Below are 16,703 nucleotides of genomic sequence, written 5' to 3'. Positions count from 1 at the left end.
GCCCGGGCGAGGCGTCGGCCCGGGTGTGGCCGGAGCGCGCGGCGGACGGTGGGACGGACGTGGCCCCAACGACAGACCCGGGCCCCGGGCGCCCGGAACAGCCCGGGGCACCCGGGGCCGACGAGAGCGCCCCCGTCGTCGAGCTGATGCGCTCGATGCGCGCCCACCCGGCCCGGATGCCGGAGCTGCTCGCGGTTTTCGCCGTCCGCCACCGCGGGCCCCGGGCCGCCCGTCGAGTCGCGGAGCTCCGGGCGGCGTATCCGGGCGCCCCGGAGCGCGACCTGGCCCAGCGGGCCGTCGACCGTGCCCGCCGGGTCAGCCAGAACGAGGGAGCGTTCGTCGCGGGCCCCTTCCTCTGGATGGCCCCGTTCGCCTTCTGCATCGCGCTGCTGGCCCAGGGGCAGCTGCTGCTGGAGCTCGCCGCCCTCGCGGGCAAGGACCCCACGGACCGGGCCCGCGCCCCCGAACTGCTCGTCCTCCAGGGAGCGCACCCGGATCTCGTGAGCGCCGAGCGGGCCATCGCGGCCGGCCCGCCGCCGGAGGAGGACGTCGTTCGGCCCGGCCGGTTCCGGGGGTTCGCCGCGCTGGTGTGGCGGATGGCCCGGCTGCTCGGGCTGACCAGCGAGGACGTCGTCCCGCCGCCGTCCCGGTGGCGGACGGCAGGGGAGTGGGCGCTGCTCGCCCTGGTGTTCCTGGTCGGCACCGTCGCCCCGCTGATCTGGCTGCCCTACATGGCGTTCTCCTACAACCGCGCCACCGACCGGCTGGCTGCCCGCGCCGTCGCCTTCCACTTCGGCGGTGAGCCGGCCGACTGGCCCGGTCCCCGGCGGGCCAGGACCGACCCCGGGGTGGTGACCGCCGCCGCCCGGGCCGCGTTCGCGCTGCTCGTCCCGGTCGCCGGGGTGGGGGTCCTGCTGGTCGCCGACATCCGGCTCGCCGACAGCCGCTGGCCGGCTCTGGCCCTGGTGCTGATCGGCCTCTCGGTCGTGGTGAGCGGGCTCTGGTGGATGGCGCACTGGCGCTCCCTGCACCCGCCGCGGAACCGGCAGCCGTCCCGCCGCCGCAAGGGTCCGTCCGCCGCCCGGCGGACCCCGCCCGACAGCCGGCCGCGACGCGAGGATTAGGCTGCCCGCAGGCCCCGGTCGAGGCCGACGCCGTTCGAACGCAGGTCCTGATCCGGACCCCTGTCCGCGGCCCCCAATCGCACAGTGTTCGAATCTCGAACACATGTTTGACGGTCTCGCGCCCCGGGGGCTGGGGCGTGGGCGCTCGCGCTCCTCCGTTCGGGTGGGGTGAATCGTTCCTGCGTCTGGGCGATTCGCATGCGCATGAACGTGCGGCCGTGGTCGCGTGCGGTTCTCGGATTCAAACCTTCCGATCGGAGAGATTCACCCTATCGGGGGGCAGTCGGCTGCCGTGCGGGGTTGCCAGGGTCTTGGTGATCTAGGGTTCCGATGGATCGCCCGAGCGGGGCGCACAGCATCGCGAAGGCCGCCAAAACTCCCACCGATACGCGTATCTGATGATCCGTCGAAACCGATGCTCCGGCTGTCGCCGGCCGTCCGACGGGTCGGCGTGACCCGATCACACGAAGGAGATCCCTGCCGATGTCCGTGGAGACGACCACCCCGGAGACACCGCAGGTGGCCCAGCAGTCCAGCCTGACGACGGCTGCGGCCCGCAATCTTGCCACGACCACCAAGTCCGCACCGCAGATGCAGGAGATCACCTCCCGCTGGCTGCTCAAGGTGCTGCCCTGGGTGCAGGCCGCCGGTGGCGCCTACCGGGTCAACCGCCGACTGACCTACACGGTCGGTGACGGCCGGGTCGAGTTCATCAAGACCGGTTCCCAGGTCCGGGTCATCCCGCAGGAGCTCGGCGAACTCGCCCTGCTGCGCGGCTTCGAGGACGACGAGGTGCTCACCGCGCTGGCCGACCGCTGCGAGCAGCGCGACTTCGGCCCCGGTGAGGTGCTCGCCGACCGCGGCACATCCGCGGACCGGATCTACCTGATCGCGCACGGCAAGATCAACCAGATCGGCACCGGCAAGTACGGTGACGAGACGGTGGTCAGCGTGCTCGGCGACGGTGACCGCTTCGGCGAGAACGCCGTGCTCGACCCCGACGCCGTCTGGGAGTTCACCGCCAAGACGGCGACCGCCGGTACGGTGCTGTCGCTGCTCCGCCGGGACTTCGAGCAGATCCGCGACAACTCGCCCGCGCTGCGGGAGCACCTGGAGGCCTTCCTCGCGCTGCCGCTGCAGGCCCAGAACGAGCGTGGCGAGGCCGAGATCGCCATGTCGGCGGGCCACCACGGCGAGTACGAGCTCCCCGGCGCCTTCGTGGACTACGAGCTCAAGCCGCGGGAGTACGAGCTGAGCGTCGCCCAGACGATCCTCAAGGTGCACACCCGGGTCGCCGACCTCTACAACCAGCCGATGAACCAGATCGAGCACCAGCTGCGGCTGACCATCGAGGCGCTGCGCGAGCGCCAGGAGCACGAGCTGGTCAACAACCCGGAGTTCGGCCTGCTCAACAACGCCGACTTCGACCAGCGGATCCAGACCCACTCCGGCCCGCCCACCCCGGACGACCTGGACGAGCTGCTCAACCGCCGCCGCGACCCCGACTACCTGCTCGCCCACCCGCGGACCATCGCCGCGATCGGCCGTGAGCTGAACGCGCGCGGGCTCTACCCGCACCACGTCGACCTCGGCGGGCAGCAGGTGCCGGCGTGGCGCGGCGTTCCGATCCTGCCGTGCAACAAGATCCCGATCAGCAAGGAGAACACCAGCTCGATCCTGGTGATCCGTACCGGCGAGGACAACCAGGGCGTCATCGGCCTGCACCAGACCGGCATTCCGGACGAGTACCAGCCGAGCCTGTCCGTCCGGTTCATGGGCATCGACGAGAAGGCGATCATCTCCTACCTTGTGAGTGCCTACTACTCCGCCGCGATCCTGGTGCCGGACGCGGTGGGTGTGCTGGAGAACGTCGAGATCGCGCACGGGCGCCGCTGAGGCGCAGTTCGGACGGGCCCTCTCCGGAGGGCCCGCCACGGACCGGGCGTAACCGGTCCACCCCGATGATCGTTCAACCGGATACCGGACGGCCCGCCCCCGTGGCGGGCCGTCCGGTGTCGGCCCCCTCCCGGCGCGGCCGACCTCCTGACGACGCGAGAGGTGCACGGAGCGATGCCGCTGCCCCAGCCGCCCCGGCGGATATCGATGGACGGGCCGTCGTGACGGCGGACCGGAGCCCGGCGTCCGTCGCCGCCGGGCACGGTGGCTCCGGCGGCCCTCGCGCGCGGCGGATCCGGCTGGTCGGTGCGGCGGCCGGGGTGGCCGCGCTCTGCGCGCTGGTGAGCGGCTCGGCCGCCGCCCGCCCCACGGGGGACCAGCACGGCGGCGGTCGGCCGCACGGCCCGGTCGTCGAGACCTGCGTCTGCGCCGGGACGGATGTCGCGGTCGGGGCCGGCCGGGACGGCGTGGACGTCGAGGTGGACGTGGACGTGGCGGTCGGCGTGGACGTCGACCTCGCCGGGATCCTGCACCACCCGCACCCGCACCCGCATCCGACAAGGCCGACGCACCACCCCTGCCCGTCGCCGTCGCCGAGCCCGACGCCCACCCCGACGCCCACCGCGTCGCCGTCGCCGAGCCCCAGCCCGACGCCGACCCCGACGCCGACCCCGACGCCCCGGCCCACGCCGACTCCCACGCCGACGCCGACGCCCGTCGAGACGCCGACGCCGACGCCGATCGTCACCCCGATCCCCACCCCGGTGCCGACCCCGCCGCCGGCCCCGGCCCCGGTGCAGCCGGCCCCGCCCGCCCCGCCGGTACCGACGCCGCGGCCCACGCCGTCGGCCACCCCGCCGCCCGTGTCGCCCCGGCCCCCGGCGCCCACCCCCACGCCGAGACCGGCGACCCCGCCGCCCGCGCTGGTGGTCCCGCCGCCACCTCCGCCCCCGGCGCCCGCGCCCGAAGCGCCCGCGCCGCCCGCGCCGACGCCGACCCCGTTGCCCCCGGCTCCCAGCCCGGTGCGGTCGGACCCGACGCTGCGACCCGTGCCACCGGCTCCGCCCGTCCAGGCGCCGGAGCGGCACCACGGCGGCTCCACGACCCGGACCATGCTGGTCGTCACCGTGCCCGCCGTGCTCGCGGCGGCGGCGCTGCGCCCACGCGGCCGGGCCGGTCGCGGCGGTGGCGGCTCCGGCGGTTCCCGGAGTTCCGGCGGAACCAGCGGCTCCTGACGCCGCCTCCCCTTCCCCCTTCCTCCCTTTCGCTTGCCGTTCGTCGAATCGCACCGGTCCCGACGAACGGTCCCGACTGCTTCCGATCGACCCTGTCGATTTCCGACCGAGAAAGGAGTTCCCATGTCCGAGTGGTTGGCGCTGGCCATCGCCATGCTGGCGGCCGGCGCCGTCGTGGTGGCGGTGGTGCTGCTGAAGCACCGCCGCGCCGGTGTGAACGAGGACGCCGACGAGACGCCCGACGTCATCGAGTACATGACGATGATGATCGGTGTGGTCTACGCGATCGTGCTCGGCCTCGCCATCGCCGGTGTCTGGGAGGCGCGCGGCCAGGCGCAGGACGACGTCTTCCGCGAGGCGCAGTCGCTGCACGAGGTCAGCGAGCGGGCACAGGTCTACCCGGTGGAGTTCCGGGACCAGGTCCGCGCCGACGTCGACGCCTACGTCTCCTACGTGGTGGACGTGGAATGGACGTACATGCGCGAGAACGGCGAGATCTCCGACCGGGGAACCGAGCTGCTGGAGAAGCTGCGCACCGACGTGGCGACCCGCACCCCGGCCTCCGACCTGGAGGCCCAGGCGTATCAGCCGATCATGGACCGGATCAGCATCGCCGACGACGCCCGCAGCGCGCGCGGGCAGAACGCCGGCCCGACCATGCCGGGCGTGGTCTGGTTCGGTCTGATCGTGGGCGCCGTGGTGACGGTCGGCATGGTGTTCGCCCTGCAGATCCGCCGCTCCGCACGCGAGTTGCTGCTCGCCGGTGCGTTCAGCGCCCTGATCGCCTTCCTGCTGTTCCTCATCTGGGACTTCGACGACCCGTTCGGCCGCAGCGTCTCGGTCACCACCCAGACGTTCACCGACCTGTTCCCCACGCTCGGCGGCGGGAGCGACTGAGCGTCCTTCCCGGTCCTCGCCCTGGCCGGCCCCCGCGATCACGGCCTTCGATAGTCTGATCGAGCCGTTGGGGGCCGGCCCCGGCGTGCGCGCCGAGAGGAATCACCAGCGTTGTCCCATCAGCAGCCCGGCCAGGGCGAACAGTTCCCGACGACCGGACGCCCCGGACGGGCCTGGTGGTGGCTGCCGGCCGAGGAGCGACGTCGGCGCAGGCGGCAGCAGCAGGAGTGGAAGGCGTACCTGCGCGCGCACGGGGAGAAGAAGAAGCAGAAGGACGACGTGGACGACTGCCTTCCCTCCGGCTGCGGCGGTGGGGGTGGCGGAGGTTGCGGCGGCGACGGGTGCGACGGTCCCTGCCTGATCGGCCTCTTCCCGGTGATGATGGCCGCCGGCCTCCGGTTCGCCCTCACCGGCGGCCGGACGCGGCGCGCGGCGCACCGCACCGATCCGGCCGCGCCCCCGCCGCGGGGCCTGGCCGCCGGGATGCTGTACGGCGCGGTGCGGCACTACCGTGCCGAGATCAGCCCGAACCGCCCGGCCTGCTGCCCGTACACCCCGACCTGCTCGACCTACGCCGTCCAGGCGCTGCACCGCCACGGCGCGCTGCGCGGTGCCCGTCTGACGGCGGGCCGGCTGCTGCGCTGCCGCCCCGGCGTGGCCCGGCGCGGCGGCGGCGTCGACCCGGTGCCGGAGCGCTGACCCGGCACCGGAGCGCTGGGCCGGCGCCCGGCGGCACCGGCCGGCCCACCGTCCGGGAAACGACGAGGCCCCGGAGGCCCGGCCGGTGCACCACCACCGGCCGGCCCTCCGGGGGCCGCTGAAGCGGAGCGTCAGTTCAGGCTGTTGCTCATCGCGTTGAGCATGGTCGCGGAGGCGTCGTCGTTCTCCAGGGAGAAGGCGAACATGCCCGCGAGGCCCTTGCTCTTGGCGTACGCGCCGCGGGCCTGGACGGCCTGCGGGGTGTCACCGGTCCAGAAGTTGGTGCCGTCGTACACCCAGGAGGACTCGGTCACCGGGTCCCAGTGGGTGTTGGCGGCGGTCGGGTTGAGCTCCTTCCAAGCGGCCAGGCCGGCCTCCGCGCTCAGCGGCTTGGCCGGGGTCGGGCCGGTCGCGCTCTGGTAGAGGCCGAAGTTGTCGCCGGCCGGCACGCCGGTCCAGCCGCGCCAGTAGAACGGCACGCCGAGCACGATCTTGTTGGCCGGGAACCCGCCGGTGATGCCGTACTCCGGCAGGCCGGTGGTGTAGGCGGCCAGGGTGGTGTCGATGTTGTACTTGCGGGTGCCGGGGGTGATCGGCGTGGTCGGGTCGGCCGGGCTGTCGTGCAGCGGGTCCTGGTGGTTGGTCGGGCCCTTGGCGTCCCACGACCCGTGCATGTCGTAGGTCATGACGTCGGCGTAGTCCAGGTAGGCGCCGATCTTGTCGGTCTCCAGCTGCGCGATCTTGTCCTGGCCGCTGGGCAGCGCCGCGGTCAGCAGGAACCGCTTGCCCTGGGCGTTGCCGAGGGCGTCCAGCTGGGTGCGGAACTCCTTGAGCAGCAGGGTGAAGTTCTGCTTGTCGGCGGGGGAGTAGTGGTTGCCGGTGTGGCCGCCGGCCGAGCCCGGGTACTCCCAGTCGATGTCGACGCCGTCGAAGAGGCCGGCCGCCGAGGCCGCGCCGCCCGCCGGGTCACCGGCGACGTTGGCCGGCAGGTTCCCCTTGAGGAACATGTCGAGGCAGGAGGAGACGAACTTCTTGCGCGAGGCGTCGGTGGCGGACGCGTCCGAGAAGTACTTGGAGTACGTCCAGCCGCCGAGCGAGATGGTGAAGCGCAGGTTCGGGTACTTGGCCTTCAGCTGGCGCAGCTGGTTGAAGTTGCCCTTGACCGGCTGCTCCCAGGTGTCGGCCGTGCCGTCCACGCTGGTGGCGGCGTTGTAGTCGGCCTGGTAGTCGGCGTAGGCGTCACCGGCGCCGTCACCGGCGTTCGGGTTGTTCTCGTTCGCCGAGTCCGAGGCCTTGACCGCCTGGAAGCAGGTCAGGTTGGTGGGGTGGATGTTGGCGAACGCGTAGTTGATGACGTCCAGCTTGCCGGCCGCGCCGCTGGTGTCGACGTTCTTCGCGTGGTAGGCGTTCTCGTAGACGCCCCACTGGTCGAAGTAGGCCGAGCGGAACGGGCTGTTGGCGGGTGCCGCGGCGGTGGTGGTGTTCACCGGGGCGGACTGCGCGGAGGCGTGGCTGCCGGAGTAGCCCTGGACGGTGAAGGTGTAGCCGCGGGTCGGCAGCAGCGAGCTGACCGCGACCGAGGTGCCCATCGAGGTGGCCACCAACTGGTCGCCCGCGTAGACCTTGTAGGCGACCGGGAGGTCGCCGGCGCTCACGGTGGCCGGCTGCCACTTGAGGACCACGGCGTTGTGGGTGACCTTGGTGACGGTGAGGCCGGTCGGCGTGGTGACCTTGCCGTCCCCGGTGGGGCCGGTGCCGGTCGAGGTGGCGGTGGGCGTCACGGTCGGGCTGTTGGTGGCGGTGGGGCTGTTGGTCGCCGTCGGGCTGCTCGTGGCCGTCGGGCTGTTGGTCGCGGTCGGGCTGCTCGTGGCGGTGGGGCTGTTGGTCGCGGTCGGGCTGCTCGTGGCGGTCGGGCTGTTGGTCGCCGTCGGGCTGGCCGTGCCGGTCGGGCCCGCCGGGCCGGTCAGGGTGAGGTCGTCGGCCTGGTACGCGCCGGTGCCGTACCAGCCGTGCGTGAAGACCGTCACCGAGGTGGTGCTCGCACCTGTGGTGAAGGTGGTGCTCAGCTGCGTCCAGGCGGTGGCACTGGGCGCCCAGCTCTGGGAGTTCACGCCGGTTCCGGTCGCGCCCAGGTAGACGTAGTTGCCGCGCACCCAGCCGGCCAGGGTGTAGGTGGTGTTCGGCTGGACGGTGACCGTCTGCTGGCACTGCGCGGTGTCGGACGCCGAGGCGGCGCCGTTGAGCGCGTAACTTCCACCGTGTACCGGGGTGGTGACGACCGATCCGTTGGCGCAGGTCCAGCCGGCCAGCGTGCCGGTCTCGAAATCGGCGTTGGTGAGCAGGTTGACGGGGGCGGCCGAGGCGGTGTTGAGGGAGAGCGCGAGGGCGGCGCTGCCGGTGCTGAGCGTGGCGGCCAGGGCGAGGGCGAGCGCGCGGCGGCGCGGAGCGGCGGCCCTGCGCTCAGCGGGGCGCGCGGACATGACACGGTCGTGCATGCGGTGGTCCTCCGGAGGAGTGGGGGTTCCGGCGGTGCGGTGGCCCGGGTGGGCCGTGGGAGCCGGACCGCGAGCTGTGGGGGCGCGCGGTCGGGTGAAGCACGTGCGGCAGGGCAGGATGCGGCAGGGCGTGCGGGTTCGTGCCGTGGGCCGGCCCGGAGGCCGCCGCGGTCACGACATCACAGATTGGACTGGACCAATATTCGCCGTCAAGGGGGTCCGGTGGGCGGATGGTCGGCGGCCGTACGACCGGTGCGCGGAGCGCCGGCCCGGTACGGTGGCCTCCCGAGAGGTCCCGCGTCGAACGGAGAACGGGTCATGGACAGCCGCGCCTGGGACGACCGCTACGCCGCCAGCGAGCTGGTCTGGGGCACCGAGGCCAACCGCTGGGTGGTCCGCGAACTGGCCGGGCACACCCCCGGGCGCGCCCTGGACCTCGCCGCCGGGGAGGGCCGCAACGCCATGTGGCTGGCTGCTCTGGGCTGGGAGGTCACCGGCCTGGACTTCTCCACCGTCGCCCTCGGCCGCGCCGAACGGCTCACCGCGGCGCTGCCCGACGAGGTCGCCGACCGCCTCACCTGGCGGCACGGCGACGCCCGGACATTCGAGGCCCCGCCCGAGGGCTACGACCTGGTGCTGGTCGCCTACCTCCAGCTCCCGGCCGCGGACCGCCGGGCGGCGCTGCGCCGTGCCGCCGCGGCCCTCGCCCCCGGCGGCACCCTGCTGGTGGTCGGACACGACTCCGGCAACTTGACCGAGGGGGTCGGCGGTCCCCAGGACCCGGCGGTGCTCTTCACGCCCGACGACGTCCTCGCCGACCTGGCCGACGCCGGGCTGCGCACCGTCCGCGCCGAGCGGGTCCGCCGCCCGGTGGGCGAGGCGGAGGCGATCGACGCCCTGGTCCGCCTGGAGCGGGCGTAGGGCCGGGCCCGCAGGAGGCCGGGCCCGATGACGGCCGGGGATTCGCTTCCCGGGCGTGTCCGCGGGGTATGCAGGTGTCCCGGGACGAGGGCGTACGCGGGGCGCGGAAAAGATCTACATTGCTGTAGATTCGAGGCGCGCAGGCGAGCAACGAGGAGGGCGCGATGAGCGTTTCGCTGGCGAAGGGTCAGAAGCTGAGCCTGGAGAAGCCGGGTGGAGGCCGACTGGGCGTGGTGCGGATGGGCCTCGGCTGGCGCGCCGCGCAGAAGAAGGGCTTCCTCGCGAAGCTGTTCGCCGCCCAGGACATCGACCTGGACGCCTCGGCGGTGCTGTTCGCCGCGGGCAAGCCGGTCGACGTGGTCTTCTTCCAGCACCTCACCAGCAACGACGGCTCGGTGCGGCACAGCGGCGACAACCTGACCGGCGGCGCCGGGGACGCGACGGACGACGAGACCATCACCGTCGACCTCACCGCCGTGCCGGCCGAGGTCGACCAGATCCTGTTCACCGTCAACTCGTTCACCGGCCAGACCTTCCAGGAGGTCGAGAACGCCTTCTGCCGGCTGGTCGACACCCAGACCGGTGCCGAGCTGGCCCGCTACACGCTCACCGGCGGCGGCGCGTACACCGCGCAGATCATGGCCAAGGTGCAGCGCGCCGCAGGCGGCTGGCAGATGACCGCGATCGGGCAGCCGGCCAGCGGGCGCACCTTCCAGGACCTCATGCCGGAGCTGGTCAAGCACCTCTGAGCGAGGGCTCCGACGGCCCGTCCGGGGAGACCCGGGTGGGCCGTCGGCCGTTCCGGCGGTGCCCGTCGGCGGTGCCGGGAGCGGGCCGTGCCCGGTCGGGTGGAGTTTCCGCGATAGCCGTGCGGTGCGCTCCGCGCGTCCGCTAACACTGGCCGCATGGACGATGACGCTGTGCAGTTGCCCGAGCACCTCACCATCCGGGTCACCCACACCGACGACCCGGTCGCCGCCGTGGCCGGCCTGGAAGCCTGGGCGTCCCGCGAGAAGTACCCCGACCTGATGATGATGCCGCCCGTCTTCGGCTGCCTGGAGCGGACCGACACGGGCGCCTGGCAGATCCTCGGGTTCCACGCCATCACCCCGCAGGCGGCCAGGGACGAGCTGGGGCACACCTTCCGGGCCTGGGCGGTGGCCGAACCGGGTACGAGCCTGGCCGCCCCCCGGCCGCTCGGCGACGAGGAACGCGCCGCCTACACCGAGGCCTACGAGCGGCTGGAGTGGGAGGCGCTCGACGAGATCTCGGTGGCCGGCCGGGACTACCGGATCTTCCGGGCCGAGCAGGTGCTGCGCTCGGGCCCGGACGGGATCGAGCCGCCCCGGCCCACCGACCCGGACCCGGCCGCCGTCGGCGAGGGGTACCGGGTGCCCTCCCGGGTGAACGGCTTCGTGATCGACCCGGCCGCCGGCGTCACGCTGGTCGACGGGATCCTGCGGCTGGACCTGATGACGCTGGTGCCGACCGGCCGGTTCATCCCGGAGGACGTCCGGGCCGAGGCACGGCTCGCCTCGCACCTCTACCCCAACGTGCTGGTCCTGCCGGTCCACTGCGCCGTCGCGGAGTTCCGAAACGGCCGCTGGGGGCCGATGACCGGCGCCTGCGAGACCCCGCAGGGCGCCCGGGACAGCCTGGCCGCCTATCTGCGCGAGTTCGCGCCCCGGCTGGACCCGAACCTCGGGAAGGAGGAGCTGGCCCGGTACGCGGAGGCCGCCGACCGGCTGGACGCCGAGCGGGCCGACGAGGTGCGGGCCGCCGACCGCCGGTTCCGGCTGGTCCGGGTGGAGCCGGTGGTCCGCCTCGGGCCGGACGGGCCGGAGCTTCCCCGCACCTCGGACTGGGACCCGGACGTGCCGCTGCGGGTGCAGGAGCAGCGCGACCGCGCCGCCGGCATCGTCTACGGCGAGGACGAGGAGGACGAGGAGGGCGAGGAGGACCCGGCGGGCGGGCGGGCCGAGGAGTCGGAGGGATCGCAGGGGGCGCAGCGGTCGGAGGACGGCTGAGGGACGGCCGCCCCGCGCGCGTCGGCCCGCCTCCCGGACGAACGGGAGACGGGCCGATGTCGCGGCGCTGGTCCGCCCGGGCCGGTCAGTGCGCAGAGGGGGCGGCGGCCGAGGGGGAGAGCGCGGCGCTCGGGGAGGCGGAGTCGGACGGCGCCGCCGTCGGGGCCGCCGAAGGGGCGGTCGGCGTGGGGCAGCCGGGGCCGGTCGGGGTGGCGGTCGCGCTCGGCGTGGCCGAGGGGCTGGCGCTCGCGGACGGGCTGGCGCTCGCGCTCGGGGTGCCGGTGGGGGCGTCCGTCGGCGTCGCGCAGCCGGTGGGCGTCTCGGTGGGCGTCCCCGTCGGCGTGGCGCTCGGGGTACCGGTCGGGGTGCCGCTCGGCGTCGTCGACGGGGTCCCGGACGGCGTCGTGGTCGGCGTCGCGCTGGGCGTCGTGCTGGGCGTGTCGGTCGGGGTGGCGCTCGCGGAGGGGCTCGCGCTGCCGGACGGCGTGGTGCCGGGCGTGGTCGGCGGGGTGGTGCCCGGCTGCTCCGAGGGCGAGGACGACGGCGAGCCGGAGGGCGTCGCGCTCGGCGACGGAGCGCCGGTCGGGGTGCCGGTGGGCGCCGTGGACGGTGTGCCGGACGGCGTCGTGGTCGGGCCGGAACCCTGCTCCGGGGTCGGCTGCGCGCCGGTGGTCGGGCTCGGCGTCACCGGCGCGAGCGGGCTCGGCGGTGTGACGGGCAGGAGCGGGGCGAGCGGGCTCACCGTGCCCGGGCGGTCCGGGGTGGTGACCGGGCTGCCGCTGCCGAAGTGCGCCATCCAGTTCCGGACGGTGCGCAGGTACTCGTTGGAGTGGTTGTAGCCGAGGATCGCCCGGTCCAGCTGGGCCTGGTCGGACAGGTCGCGGCCGCCCGCGCACAGGTACCGGCCGGCCGCCTCGGAGGCGTCGAAGATGTTGTTCGGGTCGGCCTTGCCGTCCCCGTTGGCGTCGACTCCGTAGGACGCCCAGGTGGAGGGGATGAACTGCATCGGGCCGACGGCGCGGTCCCAGGCGGCGTCGCCGTCGTAGCGTCCGCCGTCGGTGTCGGCGATCGCCGCGAAGCCGGCGCCGTTCAGCACCGGGCCGAGGATCGGGCGGAACGTCGTCCCGGCGGCGTCGACCGCGCCGCGGCCGGCCTGGCCGGACTCGACCTCGCCGATCGCGGCGAGCAGCTGCCAGGGGAGGTGGCAGCCGGGCGAGCGCTGCGCGAGCGCGGCCTCGGCCTTGCGGTAGGCGGCGAAGACCGTCTCCGGCAGGGACGGCCCGGTGCGCAGCGGGTCGGCGAAGGGCGAGGTGAGCGGGGAGAGCGGCGGCTGGAGCAGCGGCAGGGTGCCGCCGCCGTCGACCGGAGCGGTGCCGAGCGTGCCGGGAAGAGCGGGGATGCCGGTGGTGAAGGGCGAGGCGGTGCTGCCGTCGGCCGCGCCGCCGGGGACCGTCGTGGCCGTGCCGGGCAGCGTCTCCGCGGCACCCGCCGCGGCGACCGGGGAGAAGCCGAGACCGGTCTGAGAACCGGTCAGCGCCGCGAGCGCGGTGAACACCGCCAGCATCCCGGTCACCCGCTTGCCGAGCCGCAGTCGGCGGCCGGCCGTCCGGCCCGTCCGTCGCTCCCCGGTTCCGGCGGGTTTCCCGCCGTCCCGTGCGGCCTCGCCGTTCCTGCTCACCATGCCGTGCCCCTCCCGTCACCGTCCGGTCCCCCCGGGAACGGACGGGTTGTCACCATCGTGCCCGCCGGTGCATGACAGCCGTCGCTACCGGAATGATTAGTATCACGACGATCCGACAGGGGCTTGGTGTCCGGGGACGATCCCGGGCGCCACCGTTCGGTGAACGGACGGTGGCCGCGTTCGACCGGACGCGGTCAGACGGCCGTCCGGGGCGGCGAACCTCCCAGGTCGAGCAGCATCCCGTCCTCGGCGACGGCCGCGCCCGCCGCCGCCAGCGCCGGCGCCAGGGCGGCGGCCTCCGGTGAACCCCGGTGGGCGAGCGGGTTGGTGTTGTTGAGGTGGGTGTAGAGGTAGCGCGGCCCGGGCCGGCGGGCCAGTTCGGGGAGCGAGTCGGCGACGGCGAGATGTCCCATGCCGCGTGAGGTGCGGGCGCCGCCGGTGCGTTCGGCGAGTTCGTCGTCGGTGGCGAAGGTGCCGTCCAGGATCACCACGTCGGCGTCGGCCACCGACCGGTCGAGGCCGGGTGTCCAGGCAGCGAGGCCGGGCGCGTAGACGGCGCGGGCCGGGCCGTCCGCCTCGGTGAAGCGGTAGCCGACCACCCAGTCCGTCCGCTCGCCGGAGGGGCTGCCGGAGGGGTCGTCGGACGGGCTGCCGGCGGCCGGGGCGAGCGGGTCGGCGGCGTAGCGGGGGCGCTTGCCGCCGAGCGCCAGCGGCTCGGCGACCAGCCCGCCGGCCAGCTCGACGGGCGTTCCCGCGGTGACGGTGTGCCAGTGCGCCTTGGTGTAGGGGGCCAGCAGCGGGCCGACCGGGAACGCCTCGTGGAGCGCGGTGCGGACCGGTGCGGTGGCGTGCACGGAGAGCTCGGCGGCCTCCCGCAGGGTCACCAGGCCCAGGGTGTGGTCGAGTTCGCCGCTGGTGAGCAGCACACCGCGCAGCGGGGTGGCCCGGGTGCCCGGCGCGGGCGCCAGCTCGGGCGCGGCGAGCAGCTGGGAGCGCAGGTCCGGGGAGGCGTTGACCAGGTACCAGGCGGCGCCGTCGGCACTGATCGCCAGGCAGTCCTGGCTGCGGACGGCGCCGGTGCGGCGGGCGGTGGCGCAGCCCGCGCAGCCGCAGTTCCACTGGGGCAGGCCGCCGCCGGCGGCGGTGCCGAGGATCCGGATCTTCAGCGGGTGCTCCTCAGGCCGGGTCCGGGGCGGGCCGACCGGCGGGCCGGACCGGTGGTGCGGGCAGGACGGGCAGGACGGGCAGGACGGGCGGGACCGGCGCGGTGAATCGGCGCGGAACCGGTGCCGGTGCCGGCGCGGGCTCCGCGTCCGGTTGTCCCCGCACCAGGTGGTGGTGCGGGGAGAACCGGCAGGCCGGGTCGGTGACGCCCGGGTCGCCGGTGAACTGGAAGGCCTGGCAGCGGCAGCCGCCGAAGTCCTGCTCGCGCAGCGCGCAGCCGCGGCACGGCTCGGGCATCCAGTCGGTGCCGCGGTACCGGTTGAAGGCGGGCGAGTCGTGCCAGCTCGCCGCCAGCCCGTCGGTGACCGCGTTCGGCGGCACCAGGTCCGGCAGTTGGGCGGCGGCCAGGCAGGGCAGCACGGCGCCGTCCGGTGCGACGACCAGTTGTTCGTTCCCCCAGCCGTTCATGCACGGCTTCGCGGTGCCGCCGTGGTGGTCGGCGACCACGTGGGTGATCTCGATCCGGTCGCCGTGCCGCGCCCGGGCCTCGGCGACGTCCCGTTCGGCCCGGCGGACCTGCTCGTCGTCGGGCGCGAGGTGGGTCCGGTTGACCCACGCCCAGCCGTAGAACTGGGTGTGCGCGAGCTCGACCCGGTCGGCGCCCAGCTCGACGGCGAGGTCGGCGATGGCGCCGAGCCGGGCGACGTTGTCCCGGTGCAGCACCGCGTTGACGGTGAGCGGCAGGCCGGTGCCGGTGAGCAGGGCGGCCGAGGCGAGCTTGCGCTCGTGGCCGGTGGGGCCGGTCAGCCGGGTCAGTCCGGCGATGGTGTCGGCCCGGTGCGGATCGGCGTCCTGGACCGAGAGCTGGACGTGGTCGAGCCCCGCCGCGGCGAGTTCGGCGGCGCGCGGGCCGTCCAGCGGCAGACCGCTGGTGATCAGGTTGGTGTAGAGGCCGAGGCTGCGGGCGTGCGCGACGATGACGGCCAGGTCGCGGCGGAGCAGTGGTTCGCCGCCGGTGAGGTGGACCTGCAGTACGCCCAGGCCGCGCGCCTGGTCGAGGATGCGCAGCCACTGCTCGGTGTCCAACTCGTCGCGCTGCCGGATGAGTTCGACCGGGTTCGCACAGTAGGAGCACTGCAGCGGGCAGCGGTGGGTGAGTTCGGCGACCAGGCCGAGCGGGGCGGGCGCCCGCTTTCCGGTGGCGGCGCCGGGCAGTCCGGCCGCCGGGTGGGGCTCGGCGGGTGCGCCGGTGCCGTCGAGGGTGAGCAGCCGGCGCGCGGCGAGGTCGGTGAGCAGGGCCAGCACCTGGCCGGCGTCCACGCCCTCGTACTCCTCGGCGAGCCGGGCGGTGATCCGGGCCGCGTCGCGCCGGCCGTCGATGTGCCGCAGCACGGCGGCGGCGGTCGCGTTGAGCAGCAGCACGCCCTCCGGGTAGAGCAGCGCGGCCTGTTGGCGCACCGGGTCGTCGACCAGCCGCACCCCGCGCCGCAGCCCGGGGGCCGCGGCGGCGGGTGCGGCGTTCACCCGGCGGTCCCGGCGGCCACCGACGTCTCCGCCGGTGCGGCGGGCCCGGTCGGCGCGGCGCCCTCCGGCCCGTAGTCGACGGCGTCGAGCATCGCGCGCAGCACCTCGCACTTGAACGCGAGCGCGTCCACCGCGGCCCGCTGCTGCTCGGCCGTCACGCAGTGGTCCAGCACCAGATCGAGGGTCTGCGCGCTGTCCCGGCGGGCGTCGGGGATCCGGTGCTCGAAGTACGCGTAGCCGGCCGGGTCGATCCAGTCGTAGTGCTTCTGCCAGGCGACCACCCGGTCGGCCATGTGGTCGGGCGAGAACATCTCGGTCAGCGCCGCCGCCACGCCCTCGGTCCACGGCCGGGTCCGGCAGAAGTTCAGGTAGGCGTCGACGGCGAAGCGCGTGCCGCGGGCCACGTGCCGTTCGTCCAGGACCTCGGCGCGGTCCAGGCCGACGGCCTCGGCGAGCACCAGCCAGTCGGCCAGCCCGCCCTCGCCCTCGTGCGGGCCGTCCTGGTAGCCGAGCCGCCGGGTCCACTCCCTGCGGACCTCCGGCAGCGGGCAGTTGGCGATGATCGCGGCGTTCTTGCGGGTCAGGACCAGCTGGTAGTACCAGCGGTTGGCGACCCAGCGCCGCAGCTCCGGCGGCGTGCAGCCGCCGGAGTGCAGGCGCAGATGGAACGGGTGGGTGTCCCAGTACCGTCCCCGCAGGCCGTACAGCCTGGCCGCGAACTCCTCGCGGGTCGACGCGGTGGTGGAAGCGCCGGTGGGGGCGTGGGTCACCGAGTGGTCCGCGCGGCGTACGCGGTGACCTCGGCGCCGGTGCGGTGGCACTCCACCGCCGGGGCGGACCAGACGGGCTTGGCCGGGGCCGCCGCGGCGGCCGGCGGGGTGGTGGCGGTGGTGGCGGTCAGCGGGGCAGTGAGCGTGGACTTCATGGGAGTTGCCCTCCTCGGTGAAGTGGGGTTCGGGGCTTCGGGGCCCGGTGGCCCCTGGAGCAGGACGCTACGAGCCGCCGGGCCCGCCCGCCGGGCCAACCCGCGCGACAGCGTG

At 74.6% G+C, this 16,703-nt stretch carries 14 protein-coding genes; 8 read left to right on the top strand and 6 right to left on the bottom strand.

Annotation, left to right across the window (positions count from 1 at the left end; genetic code table 11):
* Positions 1–59: 59 nt before the first annotated feature.
* From ACFU9E_RS10735 to yidD, 5 genes are all read left to right on the top strand, one after another.
* The gene (locus ACFU9E_RS10735; RefSeq protein WP_380682274.1) at positions 60–1,124 is read left to right on the top strand and encodes a hypothetical protein; all 1,065 of its coding nucleotides are present in this window, start codon (positions 60–62) and stop codon (positions 1,122–1,124) included.
* 483 nt (positions 1,125–1,607) lie between these two features.
* Positions 1,608–3,020 carry a family 2B encapsulin nanocompartment shell protein gene (locus tag ACFU9E_RS10730; protein ID WP_380682275.1) on the top strand — a complete coding sequence of 471 codons (1,413 nt, stop codon included), beginning with the start codon at positions 1,608–1,610 and terminating at the stop codon, positions 3,018–3,020.
* A gap of 221 nt (positions 3,021–3,241) precedes the next feature.
* Positions 3,242–4,255, top strand: coding sequence for a hypothetical protein (locus ACFU9E_RS10725; RefSeq protein WP_380689833.1), 1,014 nt, complete (start codon positions 3,242–3,244; stop codon positions 4,253–4,255).
* Positions 4,256–4,378: 123 nt separating this feature from the next.
* Positions 4,379–5,152: a hypothetical protein gene (locus tag ACFU9E_RS10720; protein WP_380689831.1), complete on the top strand. Its 774-nt coding sequence runs from the start codon at positions 4,379–4,381 to the stop codon at positions 5,150–5,152.
* Between the two features lie 111 nt (positions 5,153–5,263).
* A complete protein-coding gene (gene yidD / locus ACFU9E_RS10715) occupies positions 5,264–5,851 on the top strand; it encodes a membrane protein insertion efficiency factor YidD (RefSeq protein WP_380689829.1) in 588 nt (195 codons plus the stop codon).
* A 131-nt stretch (positions 5,852–5,982) separates the two neighbouring features.
* On the opposite strand, the gene ACFU9E_RS10710 is transcribed toward yidD, so the two are convergent.
* The gene (locus ACFU9E_RS10710; protein ID WP_380683873.1) at positions 5,983–8,346 is read right to left on the bottom strand and encodes a glycosyl hydrolase family 18 protein; all 2,364 of its coding nucleotides are present in this window, start codon (positions 8,344–8,346) and stop codon (positions 5,983–5,985) included.
* Positions 8,347–8,664: 318 nt separating this feature from the next.
* Here ACFU9E_RS10710 and ACFU9E_RS10705 point away from each other — a divergent pair, with 318 nt between their 5' ends.
* The 3 genes from ACFU9E_RS10705 (at position 8,665) to ACFU9E_RS10695 (ending at position 11,294) form a co-directional block, all read left to right on the top strand.
* Positions 8,665–9,267 (top strand): class I SAM-dependent methyltransferase, encoded by a 603-nt coding sequence (locus tag ACFU9E_RS10705; protein WP_380683874.1) that lies wholly within the window; start codon positions 8,665–8,667, stop codon positions 9,265–9,267.
* Between the two features lie 164 nt (positions 9,268–9,431).
* Positions 9,432–10,016: a TerD family protein gene (locus ACFU9E_RS10700; RefSeq protein ID WP_380683875.1), complete on the top strand. Its 585-nt coding sequence runs from the start codon at positions 9,432–9,434 to the stop codon at positions 10,014–10,016.
* Positions 10,017–10,172: 156 nt separating this feature from the next.
* A complete protein-coding gene (locus ACFU9E_RS10695; RefSeq protein WP_380683876.1) occupies positions 10,173–11,294 on the top strand; it encodes a DUF5954 family protein in 1,122 nt (373 codons plus the stop codon).
* Positions 11,295–11,379: 85 nt separating this feature from the next.
* On the opposite strand, the gene ACFU9E_RS10690 is transcribed toward ACFU9E_RS10695, so the two are convergent.
* The 5 genes from ACFU9E_RS10690 to pqqA form a co-directional block, all read right to left on the bottom strand.
* Positions 11,380–12,975, bottom strand: coding sequence for a lytic transglycosylase domain-containing protein (locus ACFU9E_RS10690; RefSeq protein WP_380683877.1), 1,596 nt, complete (start codon positions 12,973–12,975; stop codon positions 11,380–11,382).
* A 194-nt stretch (positions 12,976–13,169) separates the two neighbouring features.
* Positions 13,170–14,129: a pyrroloquinoline quinone biosynthesis protein PqqB gene (pqqB, locus tag ACFU9E_RS10685; RefSeq protein WP_380714929.1), complete on the bottom strand. Its 960-nt coding sequence runs from the start codon at positions 14,127–14,129 to the stop codon at positions 13,170–13,172.
* A gap of 22 nt (positions 14,130–14,151) precedes the next feature.
* Positions 14,152–15,663, bottom strand: coding sequence for a pyrroloquinoline quinone biosynthesis protein PqqE (gene pqqE / locus ACFU9E_RS10680; RefSeq protein WP_380683878.1), 1,512 nt, complete (start codon positions 15,661–15,663; stop codon positions 14,152–14,154).
* The gene (gene pqqC / locus ACFU9E_RS10675) at positions 15,660–16,433 is read right to left on the bottom strand and encodes a pyrroloquinoline-quinone synthase PqqC (protein ID WP_380683879.1); all 774 of its coding nucleotides are present in this window, start codon (positions 16,431–16,433) and stop codon (positions 15,660–15,662) included. Before pqqC ends, pqqE begins: the two co-directional genes overlap by 4 nt.
* A complete protein-coding gene (gene pqqA, locus ACFU9E_RS10670; RefSeq protein WP_380683880.1) occupies positions 16,430–16,588 on the bottom strand; it encodes a pyrroloquinoline quinone precursor peptide PqqA in 159 nt (52 codons plus the stop codon). Before pqqA ends, pqqC begins: the two co-directional genes overlap by 4 nt.
* Positions 16,589–16,703: the final 115 nt, after the last annotated feature.

The sequence above is a fragment of the Kitasatospora sp. NPDC057595 genome (assembly GCF_042800875.1).
GTDB lineage: Bacteria > Actinomycetota > Actinomycetes > Streptomycetales > Streptomycetaceae > Kitasatospora.
This window is presented reverse-complemented; position numbering and strand designations above follow the sequence as displayed.